The sequence below is a fragment of the Vitreoscilla sp. C1 genome (genome assembly GCF_002951955.2).
GTDB lineage: Bacteria > Pseudomonadota > Gammaproteobacteria > Burkholderiales > Neisseriaceae > Vitreoscilla > Vitreoscilla stercoraria.
In genome coordinates this window covers 2,121,507-2,141,474 of the sequence record NZ_CP019644.2, presented here as the reverse complement: position 1 = coordinate 2,141,474, position 19,968 = coordinate 2,121,507, and the positions used below count along the sequence as shown (strand labels likewise).

Here is a 19,968-nt window from a genome sequence, read left to right as displayed (position 1 = left end):
TTTGAATTGGGTTATTTAGGCTAATAATATGTTAGATCATTTACTAAGTTTGGCAATTTGGGTTCCCATCATCGCTGGTATCATCGTGGCGTTGGTTGGCTCAAATGGCGCGCGCGCCAATATTGCGCGCTGGGTAGCCTTGGTGGGAGCCATTGCTGGTTTCTTGGTGACCTTGCCTCTATTCAGCGGTTTCGACCGTTTGAATGGTGGCATGCAGTTTGTCGAGTTTGCCAGCTGGATTCCAGCATTGGGTTTGAACTACCATTTGGGTGTTGATGGTATTTCTGTTTTGTTTGTGATTTTGAATGCGTTTACAACCATTTTGGTTGTAATGGCTGGCTGGCAGGTGATTCAAAAACAACCTGCACAGTATTTTGCTGCGTTCTTAATCATGTCTGGTTTGATTAACGGTGCGTTTGCAGCGTTGGATGCCATTTTATTCTATGTGTTCTTTGAGGGCATGTTGATTCCGATGTACTTAATCATCGGTGTATGGGGTGGTGCTCGTCGTGTTTACGCTTCGATCAAATTCTTCTTGTACACTTTGTTGGGTTCGTTGTTGATGTTGGTGGCTTTGGTTTACTTGTCACGCATGGCAGGCAGTTTCGCCATCTTGGACATGCAAGCCATTCCACAAATTGCACAAACCACGCAAATTTTGATTTTCATCGCATTCTTCATGTCGTTTGCAGTAAAAGTACCAATGTGGCCTGTACACACTTGGTTGCCTGATGCTCACGTGGAAGCACCTACTGGTGGTTCTATGGTATTGGCTGCAATCACATTGAAAATCGGTGCGTATGGTTTCTTGCGTTTTATATTGCCTATCGTTCCTGATGCTGCACGTTTCTTTGCTCCTGTCATCATTGTGTTGTCTTTGATTGCTGTGGTGTATGTGGGTATGGTGGCTTTGGTACAAACCGATATGAAAAAATTGGTGGCTTATTCTTCGATTAGCCACATGGGTTTTGTAACTTTGGGTATGTTCTTGTTTGTGAACGGTTACTTGAATGATTGGGGCTTGAAAGGCGCCATCATGCAAATGATTTCTCACGGCTTCGTATCTGCTGCAATGTTTATGTGTATCGGTGTGATGTATGACCGCATGCACACACGTAATATTGCCGATTACGGTGGTGTTGTGAACACCATGCCTAAATTTGCTGCGTTCATGATGTTGTTTGCCATGGCCAATGCAGGCTTGCCTGCTACGTCTGGTTTCATCGGTGAATTCATGGTCATCATGGGTGCGACCGAGTACAACTTCTGGGTAGGTATGTTGGCTGCCACCACTTTGATTTTCGGTGCTGCTTATACTTTGTGGATGTACAAACGTGTGATTTTTGGTGCGATTGCCAACGAAGAAGTGCGTCAGTTAAAAGACGTCAATGGTCGTGAATTGCTGATCTTATCGATTTTGGCTGCGGCTGTATTGGGAATGGGTATTTATCCTGAGCCGTTTATTGCGGTAGTGCATCAAGCGGCCAATACCTTAATTGAACAAGTCGCACAAAGCAAAATTTAAGGACGTATTGAATGAATTGGGCAGAATTAAATTTAACTCCCGCTATACCTGAAATCACACTCTTGTGTGCTTTGGGTGTAGTGTTGCTGGTTGACTTGTTTTTGACAGACCGCCAACGTGGCATCACTTACGCTTTGAGCTTGGTGAGTGTGGCTTTGGTTGCAGCGGTTCAGTTGGCAATATGGCAAGGTCAACCTGCTGAAGCGTTTAACAACTTGTTTGTGAACGACGGCATTTCTCAAGTTGCCAAATTGATGATGTATTTGGGCGTGTTTTTAGTGTTCATTTACAGCCGCAATTACTTGGCCAACCGTGACATCTTCAAAGGTGAGTTTTACACCTTGACCTTGTTCGCCTTGTTGGGCATGAACATCATGGTGTCAGCGAACCACTTCTTGACCTTGTATGTGGGTTTGGAATTGTTGTCGTTGGCGATGTATGCGATGGTGGCTTTGCGTCGTGACAACTTGCAAGCGACTGAAGCGGCCTTAAAATACTTTGTATTGGGTGCTTTGGCTTCTGGTTTGTTGTTATACGGTATTTCGTTTGTATATGGCGCAACGGGTCATTTGCAATTGAATGCGGTATTGGGCGCATTGCAAGGTAGCGATGTTAACCCTTGGTTGATGACTTTGGGCTTAATCTTCATCGTGGTAGGCGTGGCGTTCAAATTGGGCGTGGTACCATTCCACATGTGGGTACCAGACGTTTACGAAGGTGCACCAACTGCAGTGACTGCTTTTATCGGTTCTGCACCTAAAATTGCAGCAACAGTGTTTGCGTTCCGCATCGTCGGTACTGCTTTGCCAACATTGGCTGAAGATTGGAGCGGCATGTTCGCTTTGTTGGCGGTGGCTTCATTGTTCGTCGGTAACTTGGCAGCCATCATGCAAACCAATATGAAACGTATGTTGGCTTACTCAACCGTTTCTCACATGGGTTTTGTGATGTTGGCCTTCTTGGGCGGCTTCCAAAACGGTGGTTATGCAGCGGCTTTGTATTACAGCATTGTTTACATGTTGACTGGTTTGGTAGCATTTGGCGTGTTGATGGCTTTGTCTAACAAAGAACATGAATGCGAAAAAATCAGCGATTTGGCTGGTTTGAACCAAAAAAGCCCATTCTTGGCATTGATGATGTTGTTGGCGATGTTCTCTATGGCAGGTATCCCACCATTAATGGGTTTCTACGCCAAATTAAGCGTGTTGCAAGCTTTGGTTGCTACTGGCGGCGCTTACTTGTGGGTGGCTGTATTTGCAGTAGTGATGTCATTGATTGGCGCATTCTATTACTTGCGCGTGGTTAAAGTGATGTATTTTGACGAACCAGAAAATGACATCAAAGGCGATATGCGTGCTGATGCCATCGTATTCTTGGGCTTGAACGGTTTGGCCTTGTTGGTGTTGGGCATCTTGCCAACATCAGTGGTTGAGTGGTGTGTACGCGCTTTGCAAATGACTTTATAATTCTCAGCTTCGCATTGAACAAAACGGCAGCCTTTAAGGTTGCCGTTTTTGTATGAGGAATAAATATGACAGTTGCCATGTGGGTTTTGCTGTTGATTGCCATAGTGTGTGCCAATAGTCCATTTTTAACTACTAAATGGTTTGGCATTAAAACCGTTGCACGTAAACATTTTGGTCATCATGTGTTGGAATGGATGACAGGTTTGGTATTGGTCGCTGCTTTGGCTTATGTTTTTGAGGCGCAAACAGGACCTGTACATCAGCAAGGCTGGGAGTTTTTCGTGATTGCCATTACTTTATATGCGGTATTGGCATTTCCTGCTTTGGTGTGGCGTTATTTTTGGAATGTTAAAAGCCCTGATTGAGTGTGTCCTGTAAACGGTGTGAGCTTATATGGTTTGTTGAAATCCATTATAAAAGCGTCCTGTAACCTTACAGGACGCTTTTTAAAGCTTCATACCATCTTGGATTAATACCAATGGGCTTCGCCTTCAGGGCGGGTTTTAAAGCGTTTGTGCAGCCAAAAATATTGTGCAGGCTGTTCGCGCACGCGCGCTTCAATAAAATCGTTCATCCGCTGTGTATCAGCCACCACATCTTCGGATGGAAAATGTTCCCAAGCAGGATAAAAACGCAATTCAAACGTACCATCATTTAAACGCGTCGGAATGGCAGGGATAACTTTGGCGCCTGTCATTTGTGCAATGCGTGACAAACCTGTGATGGTGGCGGTTTGTTGACCAAAAAAGTCTACAAAAATGGAGTCTTTGGCACCAAAATCTTGGTCAGGCAAATACAAAAATGGTGCATCAGGACGCTTGCGCATCATGCGGATTAAACCACGCAAACCTTCTTGGCGTGCCACCAAAAACACATTGTCAAAGCGGTGGCGACCGACACGGATTTGTTCGTCTAAGGCTTGGTTTTTTTGATGCCCATACATGCTGACCAAAGGTACATCTTGGTTAAGTTTGTATACTGCCATTTCAAAAGCGGTGAAATGTGGGTATAGCAAAATCACTTTTTCGCCGCGCTCTAACACCTCATCCAAATGGTGTTTGTCCACATAGCGCACCAATTGTTGCAGGCGCTCAGCTTTGCCATACCAACACACGCCATATTCCAAAATCAAACATGCCATGTGATAAAAATGGTCTTTTAAAATACGATCACGCTCGGTTTGTGACAGTTCAGGATAGCATTTAGCCAAATTGATTTGACCCACTTTGTGGCGAGGTTTGACCAAGTAATAACACAAACGTCCCACCACACGAGCCAACAAATGAATGGCTTGGATAGGAAGCAGTTGTAATACATATAAAAATGCAAAAGCAGCACGCATAATTAATCTTTCAGGACGCTTGAAGGTTTGGGTTCTGCACCCGCAGGGGTTTTAAAACGGTTGTAACTGAATAAATATTGTTGTGGAAATATGCGAATTAATTTTTCGACATTGTCATTAATTATTTGAACATTTTCCAATTTATCCCGTCCTATCTTGCCTTCTAGAGGATAAACATGCAAATCAAAGCCTTGGCCGTTGGGTAAACGCTCACCGACAAAGAACAAAGTGGCGACATCTGACATTTGCGCTAGGCGAGCCGCAAGCGTCATAGAATAAGCGTCTTGACCAAAAAACTTAGCCCAAACACCATCACCGCCTGTGGGCACTTGGTCGGGTAAGACTATGGTGGCTTCTTTATTTTTTAAGGCTTTTAAAATGATTTTGACCCCTTGAGCATTGGCAGGAGCGGTGCGACCTTGGTCGCGTTCACGCCCTGATTGCATGATGGGTTCTAGCCATGACAATTTGGGTGGTCGGTACATGGCGGTCAATGGGAATGGCAAACGTTCAGAAATGAAACGTCCTGCCAAATCATAGCTGCCAATATGCGGTGTGATGAATAACAAGCCTTGTTCTTGGGCAATTGCAGCTTCAACATGCTCCCAGCCATGAACATTGCGAAACAATTTCACCACATCTTGAGAATCACGACACCATGCAATCGGCAATTCTAAACCCGATTTAGCCGTTTCTTGTAGTGTGGATTTGACTAGGGAGTTAATACTTTGATAGTCTTCACTGATTTGACTGATGCGGATATTCTCTTGAGTGCGGGCGCGGGTTTTCGTGCTGACATAAAAAGTCAACGAACCGAGTAATGTTCCAAGAAAATGCAATATGGGCAGTGGTAAAGCTGCAAAAAATTGAAAAATCAGCCGAAGCAAAATTTGCATGGATGTTGATCACTTGTAAAAGCAAAGTGGTTATTTTAACACAGGCAAGCTAACAGTTTTTGAATACGAAAGAAGCACAATGGGCGAATATTTATTTACTTCGGAGTCAGTCTCTGAGGGCCATCCAGATAAGGTGGCAGACCAAATTTCCGATGCGATTTTGGATGCTATTTTAGAGCAAGATCCGACGGCACGTGTGGCAGCGGAAACCTTGGTGAACACAGGTTTGGCCGTTTTAGCTGGCGAAGTGACCACCACAGCAGTGGTCGACTATATCAAGGTGGCACGTCAGACCATTACTGAAATTGGTTACAACAGCTCTGAATTGGGTTTTGATGCCAATGGTTGTGCGGTTTTGGTGGGTTACGATCAGCAATCTCCCGATATCGCTCAAGGTGTGAACGAAGGTGAAGGCATTGATTTGGACCAAGGCGCGGGTGACCAAGGTTTGATGTTTGGTTATGCGTGTGATGAAACCGATACTTTGATGCCATTTGCTATTTATTATTCTCATCGCTTGATGCAACGCCAAAGCGAAGTGCGTAAAAATGGCATATTGCCTTGGTTGCGTCCTGATGCCAAAGCCCAATTAACCGTGGTGTATGACCAAAAAACAGGTCAAGTCAAACGCATCGACACCGTGGTTTTGTCAACGCAACACAATCCTGAAATCGATTACGATACATTGAAACAAGCAGTGATTGAACACATCATCAAGCCTGTATTGCCAGCTGATATGTTGACGGACGAAACCAAATACTTGATTAATCCTACAGGCCGCTTTGTGATTGGTGGTCCTCAAGGCGATTGTGGTTTAACAGGTCGTAAAATTATTGTGGATACATACGGTGGTGCGGCACCTCACGGTGGTGGCGCATTCTCAGGTAAAGATCCTACCAAAGTAGACCGTTCAGCCGCTTACGCAGGTCGTTATGTGGCGAAAAACATTGTTGCGGCAGGCTTGGCAAAACAATGTCAAATTCAAGTTTCATATGCCATCGGTGTGGCTGAGCCAACTTCTATCAGTGTGGACACATTTGGTACTGGTGTGATTTCTGAAGCACGTTTGATTGAATTGGTGCGTGAGCATTTTGATTTGCGTCCTAAAGGCATTGTGAAAATGTTGGATTTGTTGCGTCCGATTTACCGTAAAACCGCAGCTTATGGTCACTTCGGTCGTGAAGAACCTGAATTCACTTGGGAAAAAACCGACAAAGCAGCGGCATTGCGCGCGGCAGCTGGTTTGTAATCTGTAGTTTGTTTGAGTATAAAAGCCACACGGTTTGAGTGTGGCTTTTTGCATATGAAGCGTCCTGTAAAGGACTGTGATGCGGTATTAAATGGTTAGATTGTTAATTATGGTTAATTTTAAACAGATTCTTACCATCAAAACCCAAGTTTTTTTTAATCTTGGGCAGATTGTTTACAATTAATTATTCATTTTGAAATGAATTACCTTTCTTGTGAATGAATATTGCGAAAGTGTGGATTTATTGCATTTAAATTGGCATGATATTGCTGATAATAAATACCATGTAGCAGAAAGAGAAGTTTTCATGTCAGCATCTACCACACAATCACAAGAGGCGCAGCCTCAAAACTCCAAAGCTCGGGTTTTGATGGCGAGCTTGATTGGTACCACCATTGAGTTTTACGATTTTTACATCTATGCCACTGCGGCAGTATTGGTTTTCCCAAAATTATTTTTCCAACAAGGTGATCCAACTTCGGCATTATTGCAATCGTTTGCCACATTTGCGATTGCCTTTTTTGCTCGTCCAATTGGCTCGGCAATTTTTGGTCACTTTGGTGACCGTGTGGGTCGTAAAGCGACATTGGTAGCGGCTTTGTTGACCATGGGTATTTCAACCGTGGTCATTGGTTTATTACCAACGTATGCACAAGTGGGCATTTTGGCACCGTTGTTATTGGCTTTGTGTCGCATGGGCCAAGGCTTGGGCTTGGGTGGTGAGTGGAGTGGTGCGGTATTGATGGCGACAGAAAATGCGCCTGAAGGCAAACGTGCTTGGTATGGTATGTACCCACAATTGGGTGCGCCTATTGGTTTTATTTTGTCAGCCAGCTCATTTTTATTGTTGGGTCATTTTTTGACTGATGAACAGTTTTTTGCTTGGGGCTGGCGTGTGCCGTTCATTGCTTCGGCATTGTTGGTATTCATGGGTTTGTACATTCGTTTGAAATTGCATGAAACGCCAGCATTCCAAAAAGTTTTGGACAGCAAAAAAGACGTGAAAGTCCCATTCACAGAAGTGTTTAAAAATCATTTCCGTACTTTGGTATTGGGTACGATTGCGGGTATTTGTACATTCGTATTGTTTTACTTAATGACGGTTTATGCTTTGACTTGGGGTACTTCGCCTGATGGTGGCAATTATCCGCGCGCAGTGTTCTTAGAGTGGCAATTGTGGGCGATTTTGTGTTTTGCTTTGTTCATTCCTGTGTCTGCCATCATGGCTGAAAAAATGGGTCGCAAAGCCACATCCATGCTGGTATGTGCCATTTGTATCGTATTTGGTTTCTTCTTCCAACCGTTGTTGGCTTCAGGCAATCCTGTGGCAGTGATTGCATTTTTGTGCATTGGTTTGGGTTTGATGGGTTTGACTTACGGTCCAATTGGTACGGTGTTGTCTGAAATTTTTCCAACTTCAGTACGCTACACTGGTTCTGCTTTGACATTTAATTTGGCCAGTATTTTAGGTGCATCGTTTGCACCATTTATCGCAGCGAAATTGAATGCCACATATGGCTTGGAATATGTTGGTTATTATTTGTCGATTGCATCGTTCATTTCTTTGGTGGCATTTTTCTTGTTGAAAGAAACCAAAACAGAAGATGTGAACAATCAAATGTAATCATCATATGATTTAAGAAAGCGACCATCAGGTCGCTTTTTTTATGCTCGCTTAATACAAAATAGATGTGCAAATGTAGACATTTATAGATTATAATCATTCTCGTTTGTATTTAATAACCTATTCACAATTTTGATGCGGAAGGTAAATTATGAGTTTCTTAGCAAAAAGTGCAGTGGCAGCAACTTTGACATTGGTAAGCGGTGCGGTATTGGCATCTTCTTATGCAAATGAAAGCAAGTTTTCAATCAATGGCAAAGACATGCAAGTAACAGAAACTTCAATGCGTTTCTTGTCTACGCCAGACAATACTGCACCTTTGTTGGTAGAAGACATTACCGATGGCTTGGGCAAGAAAACCCCGGGCTTTAAAGTAATGTTGATGACGCGCGCGATTTCAACTGCTTACAATGCACGTCAAAAAGACGATGGCACCGTGGAAGCTTTGAAAACCGTACACCGTGGCGGCAAAGTATTGTTCGGTATTCCAGTGAAAAATGGTCAAATGCAATTGAACGAAGCCAAAGTATTGAGCTTGGGTTTGATTAGCGACGATGGCAAAACTTTCACCATCAATAACAAAGATACCCGTCCATCTGGTGAGCAAAAATTCAACAATGACAGCAAAGTGTTACAATTGTCTTACAAATTGAACAGCTTGAGCTTCCCTAATTTGGTGGCAGGTGAGCGTGTGGGTGGTGGTGTGAATTACCAATTGAGCGTGGTCGTTGATGGTGTCAAATACGATGTGTCTGCCAACACCGTATTCCCAGTGGTAGAACCTAAAGGTCAGCCAAAACATTTGAAAGCGTTCCCTGCTAAAGAAAACGTATTCAAAGCAAATTAATGGTATTTAAAGCGTCCTGTAAGCATTTACAGGACGCTATTTGATATGGAAAACAGTATATGAAAAAATCAGTATTGGCCAGCATTTTAGGCTTGAGCTTGGGTTTGGCATCTTTGAATGCTATGGCATTTTATGACACGGTTTCTTTGACGTATGACAATCAACCATTGGTGATTCAAGAGGTTTCAGGTCGTGTTTTGGGTGATGAAAAAGCCACTCAAGCGGTGTTGGTAGATGATATTTTGGCAGGTCAAGGCAAAAAAGCAGTGCCTGGTTACCGTGTGATGTTCATGAGCCGCACGGCTTCTGTGTTGGTAGAATCTAAAAAGAACAAAGAAGGTCAATTTGCGGATGACCGCATGATTCATCGTGGTGTGAAAGCTGCATTTGGCATTCCTGTTGTGGATGGCAAAATGGATTTGAACAATGTCAAAGTTTTGAACGTGGCATTGATTTCTGATTTGAATAGAGAATTCAAAGAAGAAGACAAAATTCGTCCACGTGGCGAGCAATTGATTAAAAAAGATGCCAAAATCAAAAATGTACAGTTGAAAGTGACTGAGTTGAAAATGCCTCAACCTAAAGAAACTTCTGGCGGTGGCATCACTTATCAATTGAGTTTTGATGTGGATGGCAAAAAAGTGGTTTCTGAGGGCAATTCAACCTTCCGCGATTGGAATATTGCGCCTGCAGCGATGGGCGATCGTTTGTTCAAAGTGGACGAACGCGTCATCAAAGCACAAAAATAATATTTGAATTTAAACAAGCGTCCTGTAACTGTTTACAGGACGCTTTTTTTGATGCTGGGTTATTTCAAGCAGTTTAAGCTTAATGTGCTTGCCATATTTATCGCCTCAATCATTTTAAAATCAAGCGAACGGCTATTCAAACCAACGATAAAGTGGTTTTTATAGCCATTTTGCCTCGTGAAACTTTAATGGTTTGGTTTTATTGCACATTTGAAATGTTGAAATGAGCACCTGTTTTAACCATGTTCTTCAGAAATACCTGTGCGAATGGGGCTGAGTTTTTTGGTTTCTTCTTCGGTAAACAAGCGTGAGCGAATGATAAAACGTACGCCTTCAGGAATTTCCAAAGAAAAACTTGCGCCCCGACCTTCTACCACATCCAAAGTCAAATGCGTGTGTTGCCAATATTCAAATTGCGCCACGCTCATGTAAAACGGCACCTCGCCCACATCACCTAGCCACACATCTGCCGCGCCCACTTTGAATTCCCCCAAAGGAAAACACATTGGTGCGCTGCCATCACAACAGCCACCCGATTGATGAAACATTAATGGGCCATGTTGGGCAGTCAGTTTGGCTATCCAATCCAAGGCAGCAGGTGTTGCGGCAATGCGGGCATGGCTCATGATCAGGTTTCCTTTGCAGTATCAATTATAGAGGCTGGCGTCTTTGAACATATCAGAATCTTTACCAATGACCAAAATGGTCGCACCTAAAGTTTGACGACCATCGCCATGATCTTGAGTGATATCGATGTGGTAATCATTGCAGCGATAGACATAACTTTGACCGTGTTTTTTCCAACCGTGTTTTGGCAATTGAAATGTTTGTAACAAGCGGCGGTGAAAGTGTTCTAAAGGCGTGTCCAAAGTGGCAAACTTGCCATCGGTGAAATTCAATCCATAGGATTCAATCCGCTCGTTACGAGGATTGAGCGCAATGTGCATGGCGGAAGTGACACCTTGGCGTTCTAAAGCAGCATCGGTATTCGAATTTGTAAACTCAATGCGCAAATCATTCTTGCCAAAACTTTGTTTTTTGGCGCTAGGATGTTGGCGTTGGAATTGGGCAAAAGAGCCGTTCAAAGCCACGCCTGCTACATTGATTTGTGACATGGGAATTTCACAAGCTTGGCTCCAAACCAATGGGCTGCTGGTCAAAAGTAAGGCTGTTAAGGCTAAAGTTTTCATTTTCATTGGTTTTCAATAAGACGATTCATGATGAAAAATTATAGCAAAATATTGATTTTGTATGTGTTTTGATATGTTGTTTGGATGAATAAGCGTCCTGTAATCTTTACAGGACGCTTATTTTTATTTAGAAAAAGCCTAAGGCTTTGCCAGAATAACTCACCAATAAGCATTTGGTTTGTTGGTAATGGTCGAGCATCATTTTGTGGTTTTCACGTCCAATGCCCGATTGTTTGTAGCCGCCAAAGGCTGCGTGAGCAGGGTAGGCGTGGTAGCAGTTGGTCCACACGCGTCCTGCTTGAATCCCACGACCCATGCGATAAGCCAACGTGCCATTGCGTGTCCACACGCCTGCGCCCAAGCCATACAAAGTATTGTTGGCGATTTCCAAAGCTTCGTCGGCATCTTTGAACGTGGTGACTGCTACCACAGGGCCGAAAATTTCCTCTTGGAAGATGCGCATATTGTTGGTGCCTTTGAACACCGTCGGTTCTACATAAAAACCGTCTGCCAAATCACCTTCCAATTTGCGCTGATGGCCGCCAGCCAACACTTCTGCGCCTTCTTGTTTGCCGATATCCAAATACGACAAGATTTTTTCCAATTGGTCGGCACTCGCTTGCGCACCAATCATGGTATCGGTGTCGAGTGGGTCGCCGCCTTTAATCGCAGCCACCCGCTTAAGTGCTTTTTCGATGAATTGGTCGTAAATCGATTCTTGAATCAACACGCGCGATGGACATGTACACACTTCGCCTTGATTCAAGGCAAACATCACAAAGCCTTCGATGGCTTTGTCCAAATAATCGTCGTCTTCATCCATCACATCGGCAAAGAAAATGTTCGGCGATTTGCCACCCAATTCCAGTGTCACAGGAATGATGTTTTCGGTGGCGTATTGCATAATCAAGCGGCCTGTGGTGGTTTCGCCTGTGAATGCAATTTTAGAGATGCGTTTGTTGCTGGCCAAGGGTTTGCCCGCTTCCACACCAAAGCCATTGACCACATTCAAAACTCCCGCAGGCAACAAATCGCCAATCAATTCCATCAAGTATAAAATCGAAATCGGTGTTTGTTCGGCAGGCTTTAAGACCACGCAATTACCCGCCGCCAAAGCAGGCGCGAGTTTCCATACTGCCATCAATAAGGGGAAATTCCACGGAATGATTTGCCCAACCACGCCCAAAGGTTCGTGAAAATGGTAAGCAACGGTATCATGGTCGATTTCAGAAATACCGCCTTCTTGGGCGCGCACCGCCCCTGCAAAATAACGGAAATGGTCAATCGCCAAAGGAATGTCAGCATTCAAAGTTTCGCGTACAGGTTTGCCATTTTCCCATGTTTCAACGACGGCAATGTTTTCCAAATTCTCTTGCATGCGGTCGGCGATTTTGAGCAAAATATTGCTGCGCTCGGTGCTTGAGGTTTTGCCCCAAGCATCTTTGGCAGCGTGAGCCGCATCCAATGCCAATTCGATGTCTTCGCTGGTGGAGCGGGCGACTTTAGCAAAGGCTTTGCCTGTAATCGGGCAAATGTCGTCAAAATATTGACCTTTGACGGGAGCGACCCATTGACCGCCAATGTAATTTTCATATTGGGCTTTGAATTGAATGGGGCTGTCAGGACTGTTCGGTACGGGATACTTCATGGTGTGCATCTCCTTCATCGAAAAACAGAAAACTTACAAGACTGAATGACATTCAGGACGCAATTAACATAGCATATTGAAAATACAAAAGCTTTTTGCAGTGCAACAGTAAATCATTGATTTGAAGCAAATAGACATCTGTGAAAACAATATATCGAATTTTTAGAGTTATTGTCAAATCTGGTGTATGGCATTCAGGCCGCTTTCTCTGTTGATTGCTCGTCTTCCTGCTTGCCATCTTTGAAGATGACGTTGTTGACCACCAAGGTCAATAAGTTGAATCCTTGAATCCGGCGCCAACGCTTTTGGGCCGTTTCCAATAATTTGTACACCATCGCCAAAGTGGTTTCTCTGGAACCGCAGTTTTTAGCCCGCTTACTACGCAATCGTACGGTAGCAAACGTGGATTCAATCGGGTTGGTGGTGCGGATGTGCGTCCAATGCACATTTGGAAAGTCATAGAATGCCAATAACTCTTCTTCATCCTTCACCAGTTTGTTAATGGCTTTGGGGTATTTGTCACCAAAGCGAGCCACTGTTTGTTTGAAGGCTTGTTCTGCACTTTCTTTGGTTTCGGCCATCCAAATTTCTTTCAAAGCCTCTCGCAATTTGCCTTGTACCGATTTGGGTACGGCTGCCAACACATTGGCCGTTTTGTGCACCCAACAGCGCTGATGTTTGGTGTCTGGATAAGACTTGGCCATGGCATTCCAAAAGCCCAACGCACCATCGCCGACCGCCAATTTTGGACTGGTTTCCAAACCCCTCAAACGCAAGCCTATCAACACTTCTGACCAACTGACTTCAGATTCCCGATAACCATCTTCAACCGCCACCAACTCTTTATGTCCTTGATCAGTCACACCAATGATGACCAGCAAACACAGTCTATCGTCCAATCGCACATTGCTGTAAATGCCATCGGCCCACCAATACACATAGCGTTTGCCCTTTAAATCCCGCTGGCTCCATTGCCGATGTTCGTCCGTCCAATGTTGCTTCAAACGACTGATGGTATTGGCTGACAAGCCTTTGGCCTGCTCTCCCAATACAGCCGCCAAAGCTTGTTGGTGGTCACCTGTGGAAATGCCTTTCAAATACAGCCATGGCAGCAATTCTTCGATGCTTTTGGTACGTTTCAAATAAGGCGGCAACAATTGACTGTTGAAACACACACCGTCACCACTGCGATCTCGTACCTTCGGCACTTTCACCTGTACATCACCAATGCCAGTCTGCACTGTTCGTTCCGGCAAATAACCATTTCTGACCAATGCTTGGCGACCATCGGGAAGTTTCTTGGGTGAGTGTTGCTCCAGCAAAATCTGCAATTCGGTTTCAACTGCTTTGGCAATCAACTCCCTGGCTCCCTGACGCAGCAAATCGGTCAATGGGTCATTGAATGTTTGCTGTGGTTGTACGAATGCATTTGGGTTAGAATCAGTCATGGCGTATTCCTTTTGTTGGTTGAAATCTTTGGTCGGAAATCAATCAACAGGATACGCCTTCTTCATTTGTTCGTCATACACCAGAAATGACTATAGCTCAATTTTTAAAGCTTGTGGTGGATGGTTCTAAAAGGTTTTCGATAAAGCCAACATTGAATTTTATCCATTTTTTTCAAATACATTGGGTCAATCAATATTATGATTTCATGATTTTTAAATCAGATGATTGACTTAATTTAACCTGTTTTTTGTCGCACAAATGAAAAAAGCGTCCTGTAAAGTTTACAGGACGCTTTGGATTGGGTTTTAAAATAGGTTAATGGGCTTCATCCCAATTGGCACCAATGCCGACTTCTGCCACCAACGGCACCCGCAATTTGCCTACATTTGCCATCAATTCAGGCAATTTGGTTTTGACCAAATCCATTTCTTCATCAGCCACTTCCAATACCAATTCGTCATGTACTTGCATGATTAAACGGCTGCGCAAATCTGTTTGTTGGAGCCAAGCGGCCACATCTATCATTGCCAATTTAATCAAATCTGAAGCGGTGCCTTGCATGGGTGCGTTGATGGCGGCACGTTCTGCGCCTGCGCGAATGTTGCCGTTTTTATGGTTGATGTCAGGCAAATATAAGCGGCGACCAAATTCGGTTTCTACAAAACCTTGTTCATGCGCACGGTCTTTTGCCGTTTGCATATATTGCGCCACAGCAGGGTAGCGGGCGAAATAGCGGTTGATGAATTCTTTGGCTTCAAATGGCGTAATTTCCAAATTGTTTGCCAAGCCGTATTCGCCCATGCCATAAATCAAACCAAAATTAATCGTTTTGGCATAACGGCGTTGTTCGCTGGTGACCTCGTTTGGCGCCACATGAAACACTTCGGCAGCAGTGCGACGATGCACGTCTTGCCCTTGTTCAAACGCATCAATCAAGGTTTCATCGCCTGACAAATGCGCCATGATTCGGAGTTCCACTTGCGAATAGTCGGCCGACATGATTTGAAAGCCTTCTGGTGCAATAAATGCTTGGCGCACGCGGCGACCTTCAGCGGTGCGAATCGGAATGTTTTGCAAATTCGGATTGTTGCTCGCTAAGCGTCCTGTAATGGCAACGGCTTGGGCATAATTGGTATGCACACGTCCTGTATCGACACGAATCAATTGCGGCAATTTATCGGTATAAGTGGATTTGAGCTTGGTTAAGCTGCGGTTTTGCAAAATCAATTTTGGCAATGGATAATCAGGTGCCAATTTTTCCAACACCGCTTCATTGGTCGATACGCCGCCCGAAGCGGTTTTTTTCAAACCGCTGGTGGAAATGCCCAATTTATCAAACAAAATTTCTTGCAATTGTTTGGGTGAATTCAAATTGAATGGTTGACCTGCCAATTCGTAGGCTTGTTGCTCGAGCGCCCAAAGCTGGCTGCCTAGTTCATGGCTTTGTGCATCCAATTCTTTTTTATCAATCAAGACGCCTGTGCGCTCCATTTGCCACAAAACTTGCGAGACAGGCAATTCAATTGCTTCGTACAAATGGCGTTGTTTTTCGTCCAATTGCGGCAACATCACCGCATTCAAACGCCAAGTGATGTCAGCGTCTTCTGCGGCATAGCGCACCGCATCGTCCAAAGCCACATCCGCAAACGAAATTTGCTTGGCACCTTTGCCACACAAACTTTCGTAAGTCACCGTTTCCATACCCAAATGGCGCATCGCCAATTCGTCCATGCCGTGACCCATGTGGCTTTCGAGTACGTACGACAACAACATGGTGTCCGCCACCACGCCTTGCAACAAAATGCCGTAATTGGCCAAAATGTGTTGGTCGTATTTGATGTTTTGACCGATTTTGCCCAAATCAGGATTTTCTAAAAACGGTTTCAGGACGCTTAAAGTGTCATCCATTGGCAATTGTTCCGGCGCAGCGGTCATGCTGTGTCCCAGAGGAATATAAACCGCATCGCCTGCGCCAAAAGCGATGGAAATGCCAACCAATTGCGCATCCATGGCGTTCAAACTGGTGGTTTCTGTGTCCAAGGCAATCGCTTGTTTGTGTTGTAAAGCATCCTGTAAACGCATTAACAAGCTGGCCAAATCGGCTTGGCTCAAAATGGCTTGGTAATGGGTTTCGATGTGGTTGCCCAAATCGGGAATGTCGATTTTGGGTGTGATGGTTGTGTTGCTTGAATGGCTTTGGTCGCCAAACAAATCATTTTGTGCGTCATGGTTTGGAGCAGTTCGATTGGCTTTTTTCTGTGCTTCGGCCAGCCATCGTTTGAAGCCTAGCTCAGCAAAACGCAGCACCAATTTGTCCCAATCAGGTTCTTGGCGCAATAAATCGTCGATTTTATTGGGCAAATGCTCGCTAAAGTCCATATCGGTTTTGATGGTAATTAAGGCTTTGGACAAAGGCAAATGGCTTAAAGCGGCCTGTAAATGCTCGCCCACTTTGCCTTTGAATTCGGTAGCGTGCGCGATGATATTGTCTAAAGTGTCATATTGCGCCAACCATTTGGCAGCGGTTTTGGGACCGACTTTGTCCACACCGGGCACGTTGTCGACTTTGTCGCCTACGAGGGTCAAATAATCGATGATTTGGTCGGCACGCACGCCAAATTTTTGCACCACGCCCGCTTCATCCAGTACATCGCCATTCATGGTGTTGATGCAAGTGATGTTGGGCGTCACTAATTGCGCCATGTCTTTGTCACCGGTGGAAATGATGACTTTGCAGCCATGCGCTTCGGCTTTGACCGCCAAAGAGCCAATCACATCGTCCGCTTCCACGCCTGCAATGCTTAAAACAGGCCAACCCATGTCCGCCACCAATTCTTGGATGCGCTCGATTTGTGGGCGCAAATCGTCAGGCATAGGCGGGCGAGTGGCTTTGTAATCGGGATACATATCGTTGCGAAATGTGGGACCTTTGGCATCGAAAACACAAGTGGCGTAATCGTGTGGGTAGTCGATGTGTAGGTTTTTAAGCATGTTCAACACGCCAAACAAAGCACCTGTTGGCTCGCCTGTTGGCGAAGTCAGTGGTGCCATGGCGTGAAATGCGCGGTAAATGTAAGACGTGCCGTCTATCAAAAGCAAGGTTTTCATGGCTGGGTTTCTAAAATCTGTCATGCTAGATTGTAGCCGAAAAACCCTTTTCACGATGTCGGTTTTGAAAACGGATGTCCATATCAAAGTACCAATGTTGTGGTGGATAGGCTTTGAAAACGCCTTCAAAAATAGGCACAGAGGCGATTGTGTGTGCTGGTGTCTTGATGGATAAAATACTCAGATAAGTCATGCGATGTGGTTGCAGCATTTGAAATAGATATCAGTTTACGCTGACTTTAAATCATGGCGTTGCGTGGGGTTTAAGCAGTCAGTGAAAGTGCTCGTTTTTTAAGCATCCTAATGGTTTGGTGTTGGTTTGGGTACAACCGAAAAGAAAGAATTTAGAGGGTTTCCAACCCAATTGCCAAATGCTTCATTCAATTGGTTCAAATCTTTGTTATCCATCCCATCATCCCATTCAATCGTTTTTTGCTGCGGCATGAAAATAGCGGTTGCTGTATGAAGTCTTGGATTGAAGAGAGATTTAACTTCACCAAAAAATTCTGTGCTGAAAAAAGGTTCACAATAGTTAGCCAGATGAATCATGAACATATTGAATATTTCAAACTATTGCGTTAAGTCAAGCATTTAATCCATATTAAGTGATTTAAAAAATATATCTGTTAGAACAATTATGAGGTTTATAGATGCTTCGTTTTTTTGAATAATTTGTCTGCATTTCCGATACGCAGAAGCTTGCGTGCGGATGAAAAATTACAAAATTTCAAATAACTTAAAAGACTATTTTAAGGACATAAAGAAGATGAAAACTCAAGTAGCCATCATTGGTGCAGGTCCATCAGGTTTGTTGTTAGGTCAAATTTTGGCGAAAAGCGGCATCGACAATGTGATTTTAGAGCGTCAAACAGGTGAGTATGTTTTAGGTCGTATTCGAGCTGGCGTGTTGGAAAGCGTGACTGTTGACGGTTTGACCCGTGCAGGTGTGACTAAAAATTTGAAAGAGCAAGGCTTGCCGCACGATGGTTGTAAATTGGTTTTCAACGGTCAAGAATACCGTGTGGATTTCAAAGCACAAGTCGGTCGCAATGTGACTGTTTACGGTCAAACAGAAGTGACACGCGATTTAATGGAAGCGCGTGAAGAAATCGGTGCAACCACTGTTTACGAAGCCAAAAATGTGGCTTTGCATGATGTAGATGGTGAATCTCCATATGTCACTTATGAAAAAGATGGTGAAACCCACCGTTTGGATTGTGATTTCATTGCAGGTTGTGATGGTTACCATGGTGTTTCTCGTCCAACCATTCCTGCCGATGTATTGAAAACTTACGAACGCGTGTATCCATTTGGCTGGTTGGGCTTGCTCGCTGACGTGCCACCTTGCGACCACGAATTGATTTACGGTAAGAGCGACAAAGGTTTTTATTTGTGCAGCCAACGTTCTGAAACCCGCAGCCGTTACTACTTGCAAGTGCCTTTGACTGAAAATGTAGAAGACTGGTCTGATGAGCGTTTCTGGGACGAATTGAAATCTCGCATGTTGCCTGAAGATGCGGCTAAAGTGACCACTGGTCCTAGCTTGGAAAAATCGATTGCGCCACTTCGCAGCTTTGTGTCTGAGCCGATGCGTTACAAAAAATTGTTCTTGGCAGGCGATGCTGCGCACATCGTACCACCGACAGGTGCCAAAGGTTTGAATTTGGCGGCAAGTGACGTTTTGTATTTGGCGGATGCGTTTGAAGATTTCTACCAAAATAACAGCGAAGCAGGCATTGATGGTTATTCTGCACGTTGTTTGGCTCGTATTTGGGGCGCAGAACGTTTCTCTTGGTATATGACGAAAATGTTGCACACCTTCCCAGAAAACGATGCTTGGGACAACAAAATGCAAGAAGCTGAATTCAATCAATTGATCAATTCAGAAAATGGTGCCAAATTGTTGGCTGAAAACTACGCAGGTTTGCCATACTAATTGCAATACAATAAATAAACACACACATTGAAAACCGCTGCTGAGGCAGCGGTTTTTTGTGGGCGCAGGCTTTACAGGACGCTTGAGAATGACTGCGCTACAATGTTTGATTTTGCGGCATAAGAAGCGATTGAGGCAAATGATGGAACAAGATTGGAAGAGTTTGGGCTTGGATGCCCGTTTGGCTTGGGTGGCATCACAAGTGCGCTCTGATGTGTGTGTCATTGATGTGGGTACCGATCACGCACGTTTGCCGATTGCTTTGGTGCAAAGCGGCAAAACTCAGCAAGCGATTGCCGCAGATGTTGCAAAACAGCCATTGCAACAAGCCCAAATACATATTGCCGCTGCCAATTTGTCTGCGCAAATCAGTACCATTTTGAGCGATGGTTTGGCGCAAATTAAGCTGCCTGAACAAGCCGATATTACCATTTGTGGGATGGGTGGCGACACGATTGTGCGCATGATGCAAGCGCAAGCGTCCTTAAAGCAAGCAGGCGTGCGCCTGATTTTGCAGCCACAGACCGAAATCGCTGCATTGCGTCAATATTTGGTGCAACAAGGCTTTGAAGTTGAGGCTGAAACCATTTTGGCAGCCGAGGGACGTATTTACCAAGCGTTGGTGGTGCAATTTACAGGCCGCCCTTATTCACTCAGTTTGATGGAAGCGGAATTAGGATCAATCAATTTGGCGCAGCGCAGCGAAGTGTTGTTGCAATACGTTCGCAAACGTCAAGCAGTGGTGAAAAAATGGCAGCAAGCCAAGTTCAAAGCGGGTCAAGATGCGGCTTGGGAAACCGAATTTATCTTGTTATACCAACAGATTTTGCAATCTTCATAAAAACATGTATTGTAAATATTGTTTTTATGGTTGGATAACGTGTATCGTTAAGATGGTTGATTTAAAATCCAATAGATATTTTGCATAAGTTTATGATA

General features: G+C 44.4%; 17 protein-coding genes. 9 read left to right on the top strand and 8 right to left on the bottom strand.

Features of this window, described 5'->3' with window-relative positions; all coding sequences use genetic code 11:
• Positions 1-28: 28 nt before the first annotated feature.
• The 3 genes from ADP71_RS10495 (at position 29) to ADP71_RS10485 (ending at position 3,356) form a co-directional block, all read left to right on the top strand.
• Positions 29-1,525: an NADH-quinone oxidoreductase subunit M gene (locus ADP71_RS10495; RefSeq protein ID WP_019957928.1), complete on the top strand. Its 1,497-nt coding sequence runs from the start codon at positions 29-31 to the stop codon at positions 1,523-1,525.
• A gap of 11 nt (positions 1,526-1,536) precedes the next feature.
• Positions 1,537-2,991: an NADH-quinone oxidoreductase subunit NuoN gene (gene nuoN / locus ADP71_RS10490; RefSeq protein ID WP_171461141.1), complete on the top strand. Its 1,455-nt coding sequence runs from the start codon at positions 1,537-1,539 to the stop codon at positions 2,989-2,991.
• 65 nt (positions 2,992-3,056) lie between these two features.
• Positions 3,057-3,356: a DUF2818 family protein gene (locus tag ADP71_RS10485; RefSeq protein ID WP_019957930.1), complete on the top strand. Its 300-nt coding sequence runs from the start codon at positions 3,057-3,059 to the stop codon at positions 3,354-3,356.
• Between the two features lie 104 nt (positions 3,357-3,460).
• Here ADP71_RS10485 and ADP71_RS10480 read toward each other — a convergent pair whose 3' ends face one another.
• Positions 3,461-4,333, bottom strand: coding sequence for a lipid A biosynthesis lauroyl acyltransferase (locus tag ADP71_RS10480; protein ID WP_104932146.1), 873 nt, complete (start codon positions 4,331-4,333; stop codon positions 3,461-3,463).
• Between the two features lie 2 nt (positions 4,334-4,335).
• The gene (locus ADP71_RS10475) at positions 4,336-5,229 is read right to left on the bottom strand and encodes a lysophospholipid acyltransferase family protein (protein ID WP_104932145.1); all 894 of its coding nucleotides are present in this window, start codon (positions 5,227-5,229) and stop codon (positions 4,336-4,338) included.
• A gap of 79 nt (positions 5,230-5,308) precedes the next feature.
• Between ADP71_RS10475 and metK the strand changes: the two genes are divergently transcribed.
• The 4 genes from metK (at position 5,309) to ADP71_RS10455 (ending at position 9,698) form a co-directional block, all read left to right on the top strand.
• Positions 5,309-6,478 (top strand): methionine adenosyltransferase, encoded by a 1,170-nt coding sequence (gene metK / locus ADP71_RS10470; RefSeq protein ID WP_019957933.1) that lies wholly within the window; start codon positions 5,309-5,311, stop codon positions 6,476-6,478.
• Between the two features lie 307 nt (positions 6,479-6,785).
• Entirely contained in the window at positions 6,786-8,102 is a 1,317-nt protein-coding gene (locus tag ADP71_RS10465) for an MFS transporter (RefSeq protein WP_026353484.1), read from the top strand.
• A gap of 151 nt (positions 8,103-8,253) precedes the next feature.
• Entirely contained in the window at positions 8,254-8,949 is a 696-nt protein-coding gene (locus ADP71_RS10460) for a hypothetical protein (protein WP_104932144.1), read from the top strand.
• A gap of 59 nt (positions 8,950-9,008) precedes the next feature.
• Positions 9,009-9,698: a hypothetical protein gene (locus tag ADP71_RS10455; protein WP_171461140.1), complete on the top strand. Its 690-nt coding sequence runs from the start codon at positions 9,009-9,011 to the stop codon at positions 9,696-9,698.
• Between the two features lie 236 nt (positions 9,699-9,934).
• On the opposite strand, the gene ADP71_RS10450 is transcribed toward ADP71_RS10455, so the two are convergent.
• From ADP71_RS10450 to ADP71_RS10425, 6 genes are all read right to left on the bottom strand, one after another.
• Positions 9,935-10,324 carry a DUF779 domain-containing protein gene (locus ADP71_RS10450; RefSeq protein ID WP_019957937.1) on the bottom strand — a complete coding sequence of 130 codons (390 nt, stop codon included), beginning with the start codon at positions 10,322-10,324 and terminating at the stop codon, positions 9,935-9,937.
• A gap of 21 nt (positions 10,325-10,345) precedes the next feature.
• Complete coding sequence (locus ADP71_RS10445) at positions 10,346-10,894, bottom strand: hypothetical protein (RefSeq protein WP_019957938.1); 549 nt, start codon at positions 10,892-10,894, stop codon at positions 10,346-10,348.
• A 121-nt stretch (positions 10,895-11,015) separates the two neighbouring features.
• Positions 11,016-12,545: an aldehyde dehydrogenase gene (gene adh, locus ADP71_RS10440; protein WP_019957939.1), complete on the bottom strand. Its 1,530-nt coding sequence runs from the start codon at positions 12,543-12,545 to the stop codon at positions 11,016-11,018.
• Between the two features lie 185 nt (positions 12,546-12,730).
• A complete protein-coding gene (locus ADP71_RS10435) occupies positions 12,731-13,984 on the bottom strand; it encodes an IS256 family transposase (protein ID WP_104931213.1) in 1,254 nt (417 codons plus the stop codon).
• A 316-nt stretch (positions 13,985-14,300) separates the two neighbouring features.
• Entirely contained in the window at positions 14,301-17,093 is a 2,793-nt protein-coding gene (polA, locus tag ADP71_RS10430; protein WP_104932141.1) for a DNA polymerase I, read from the bottom strand.
• A gap of 300 nt (positions 17,094-17,393) precedes the next feature.
• Positions 17,394-17,648, bottom strand: a complete 255-nt coding sequence (locus tag ADP71_RS10425) for a hypothetical protein (protein WP_019957942.1) — start codon at positions 17,646-17,648, stop codon at positions 17,394-17,396.
• A 211-nt stretch (positions 17,649-17,859) separates the two neighbouring features.
• On the opposite strand from ADP71_RS10425, the gene pobA reads away from it, so the two are divergent.
• Entirely contained in the window at positions 17,860-19,029 is a 1,170-nt protein-coding gene (gene pobA / locus ADP71_RS10420; protein WP_019957943.1) for a 4-hydroxybenzoate 3-monooxygenase, read from the top strand.
• Positions 19,030-19,168: 139 nt separating this feature from the next.
• A complete protein-coding gene (locus ADP71_RS10415) occupies positions 19,169-19,870 on the top strand; it encodes a tRNA (adenine(22)-N(1))-methyltransferase (RefSeq protein WP_158667253.1) in 702 nt (233 codons plus the stop codon).
• Positions 19,871-19,968 lie beyond the last annotated feature (98 nt).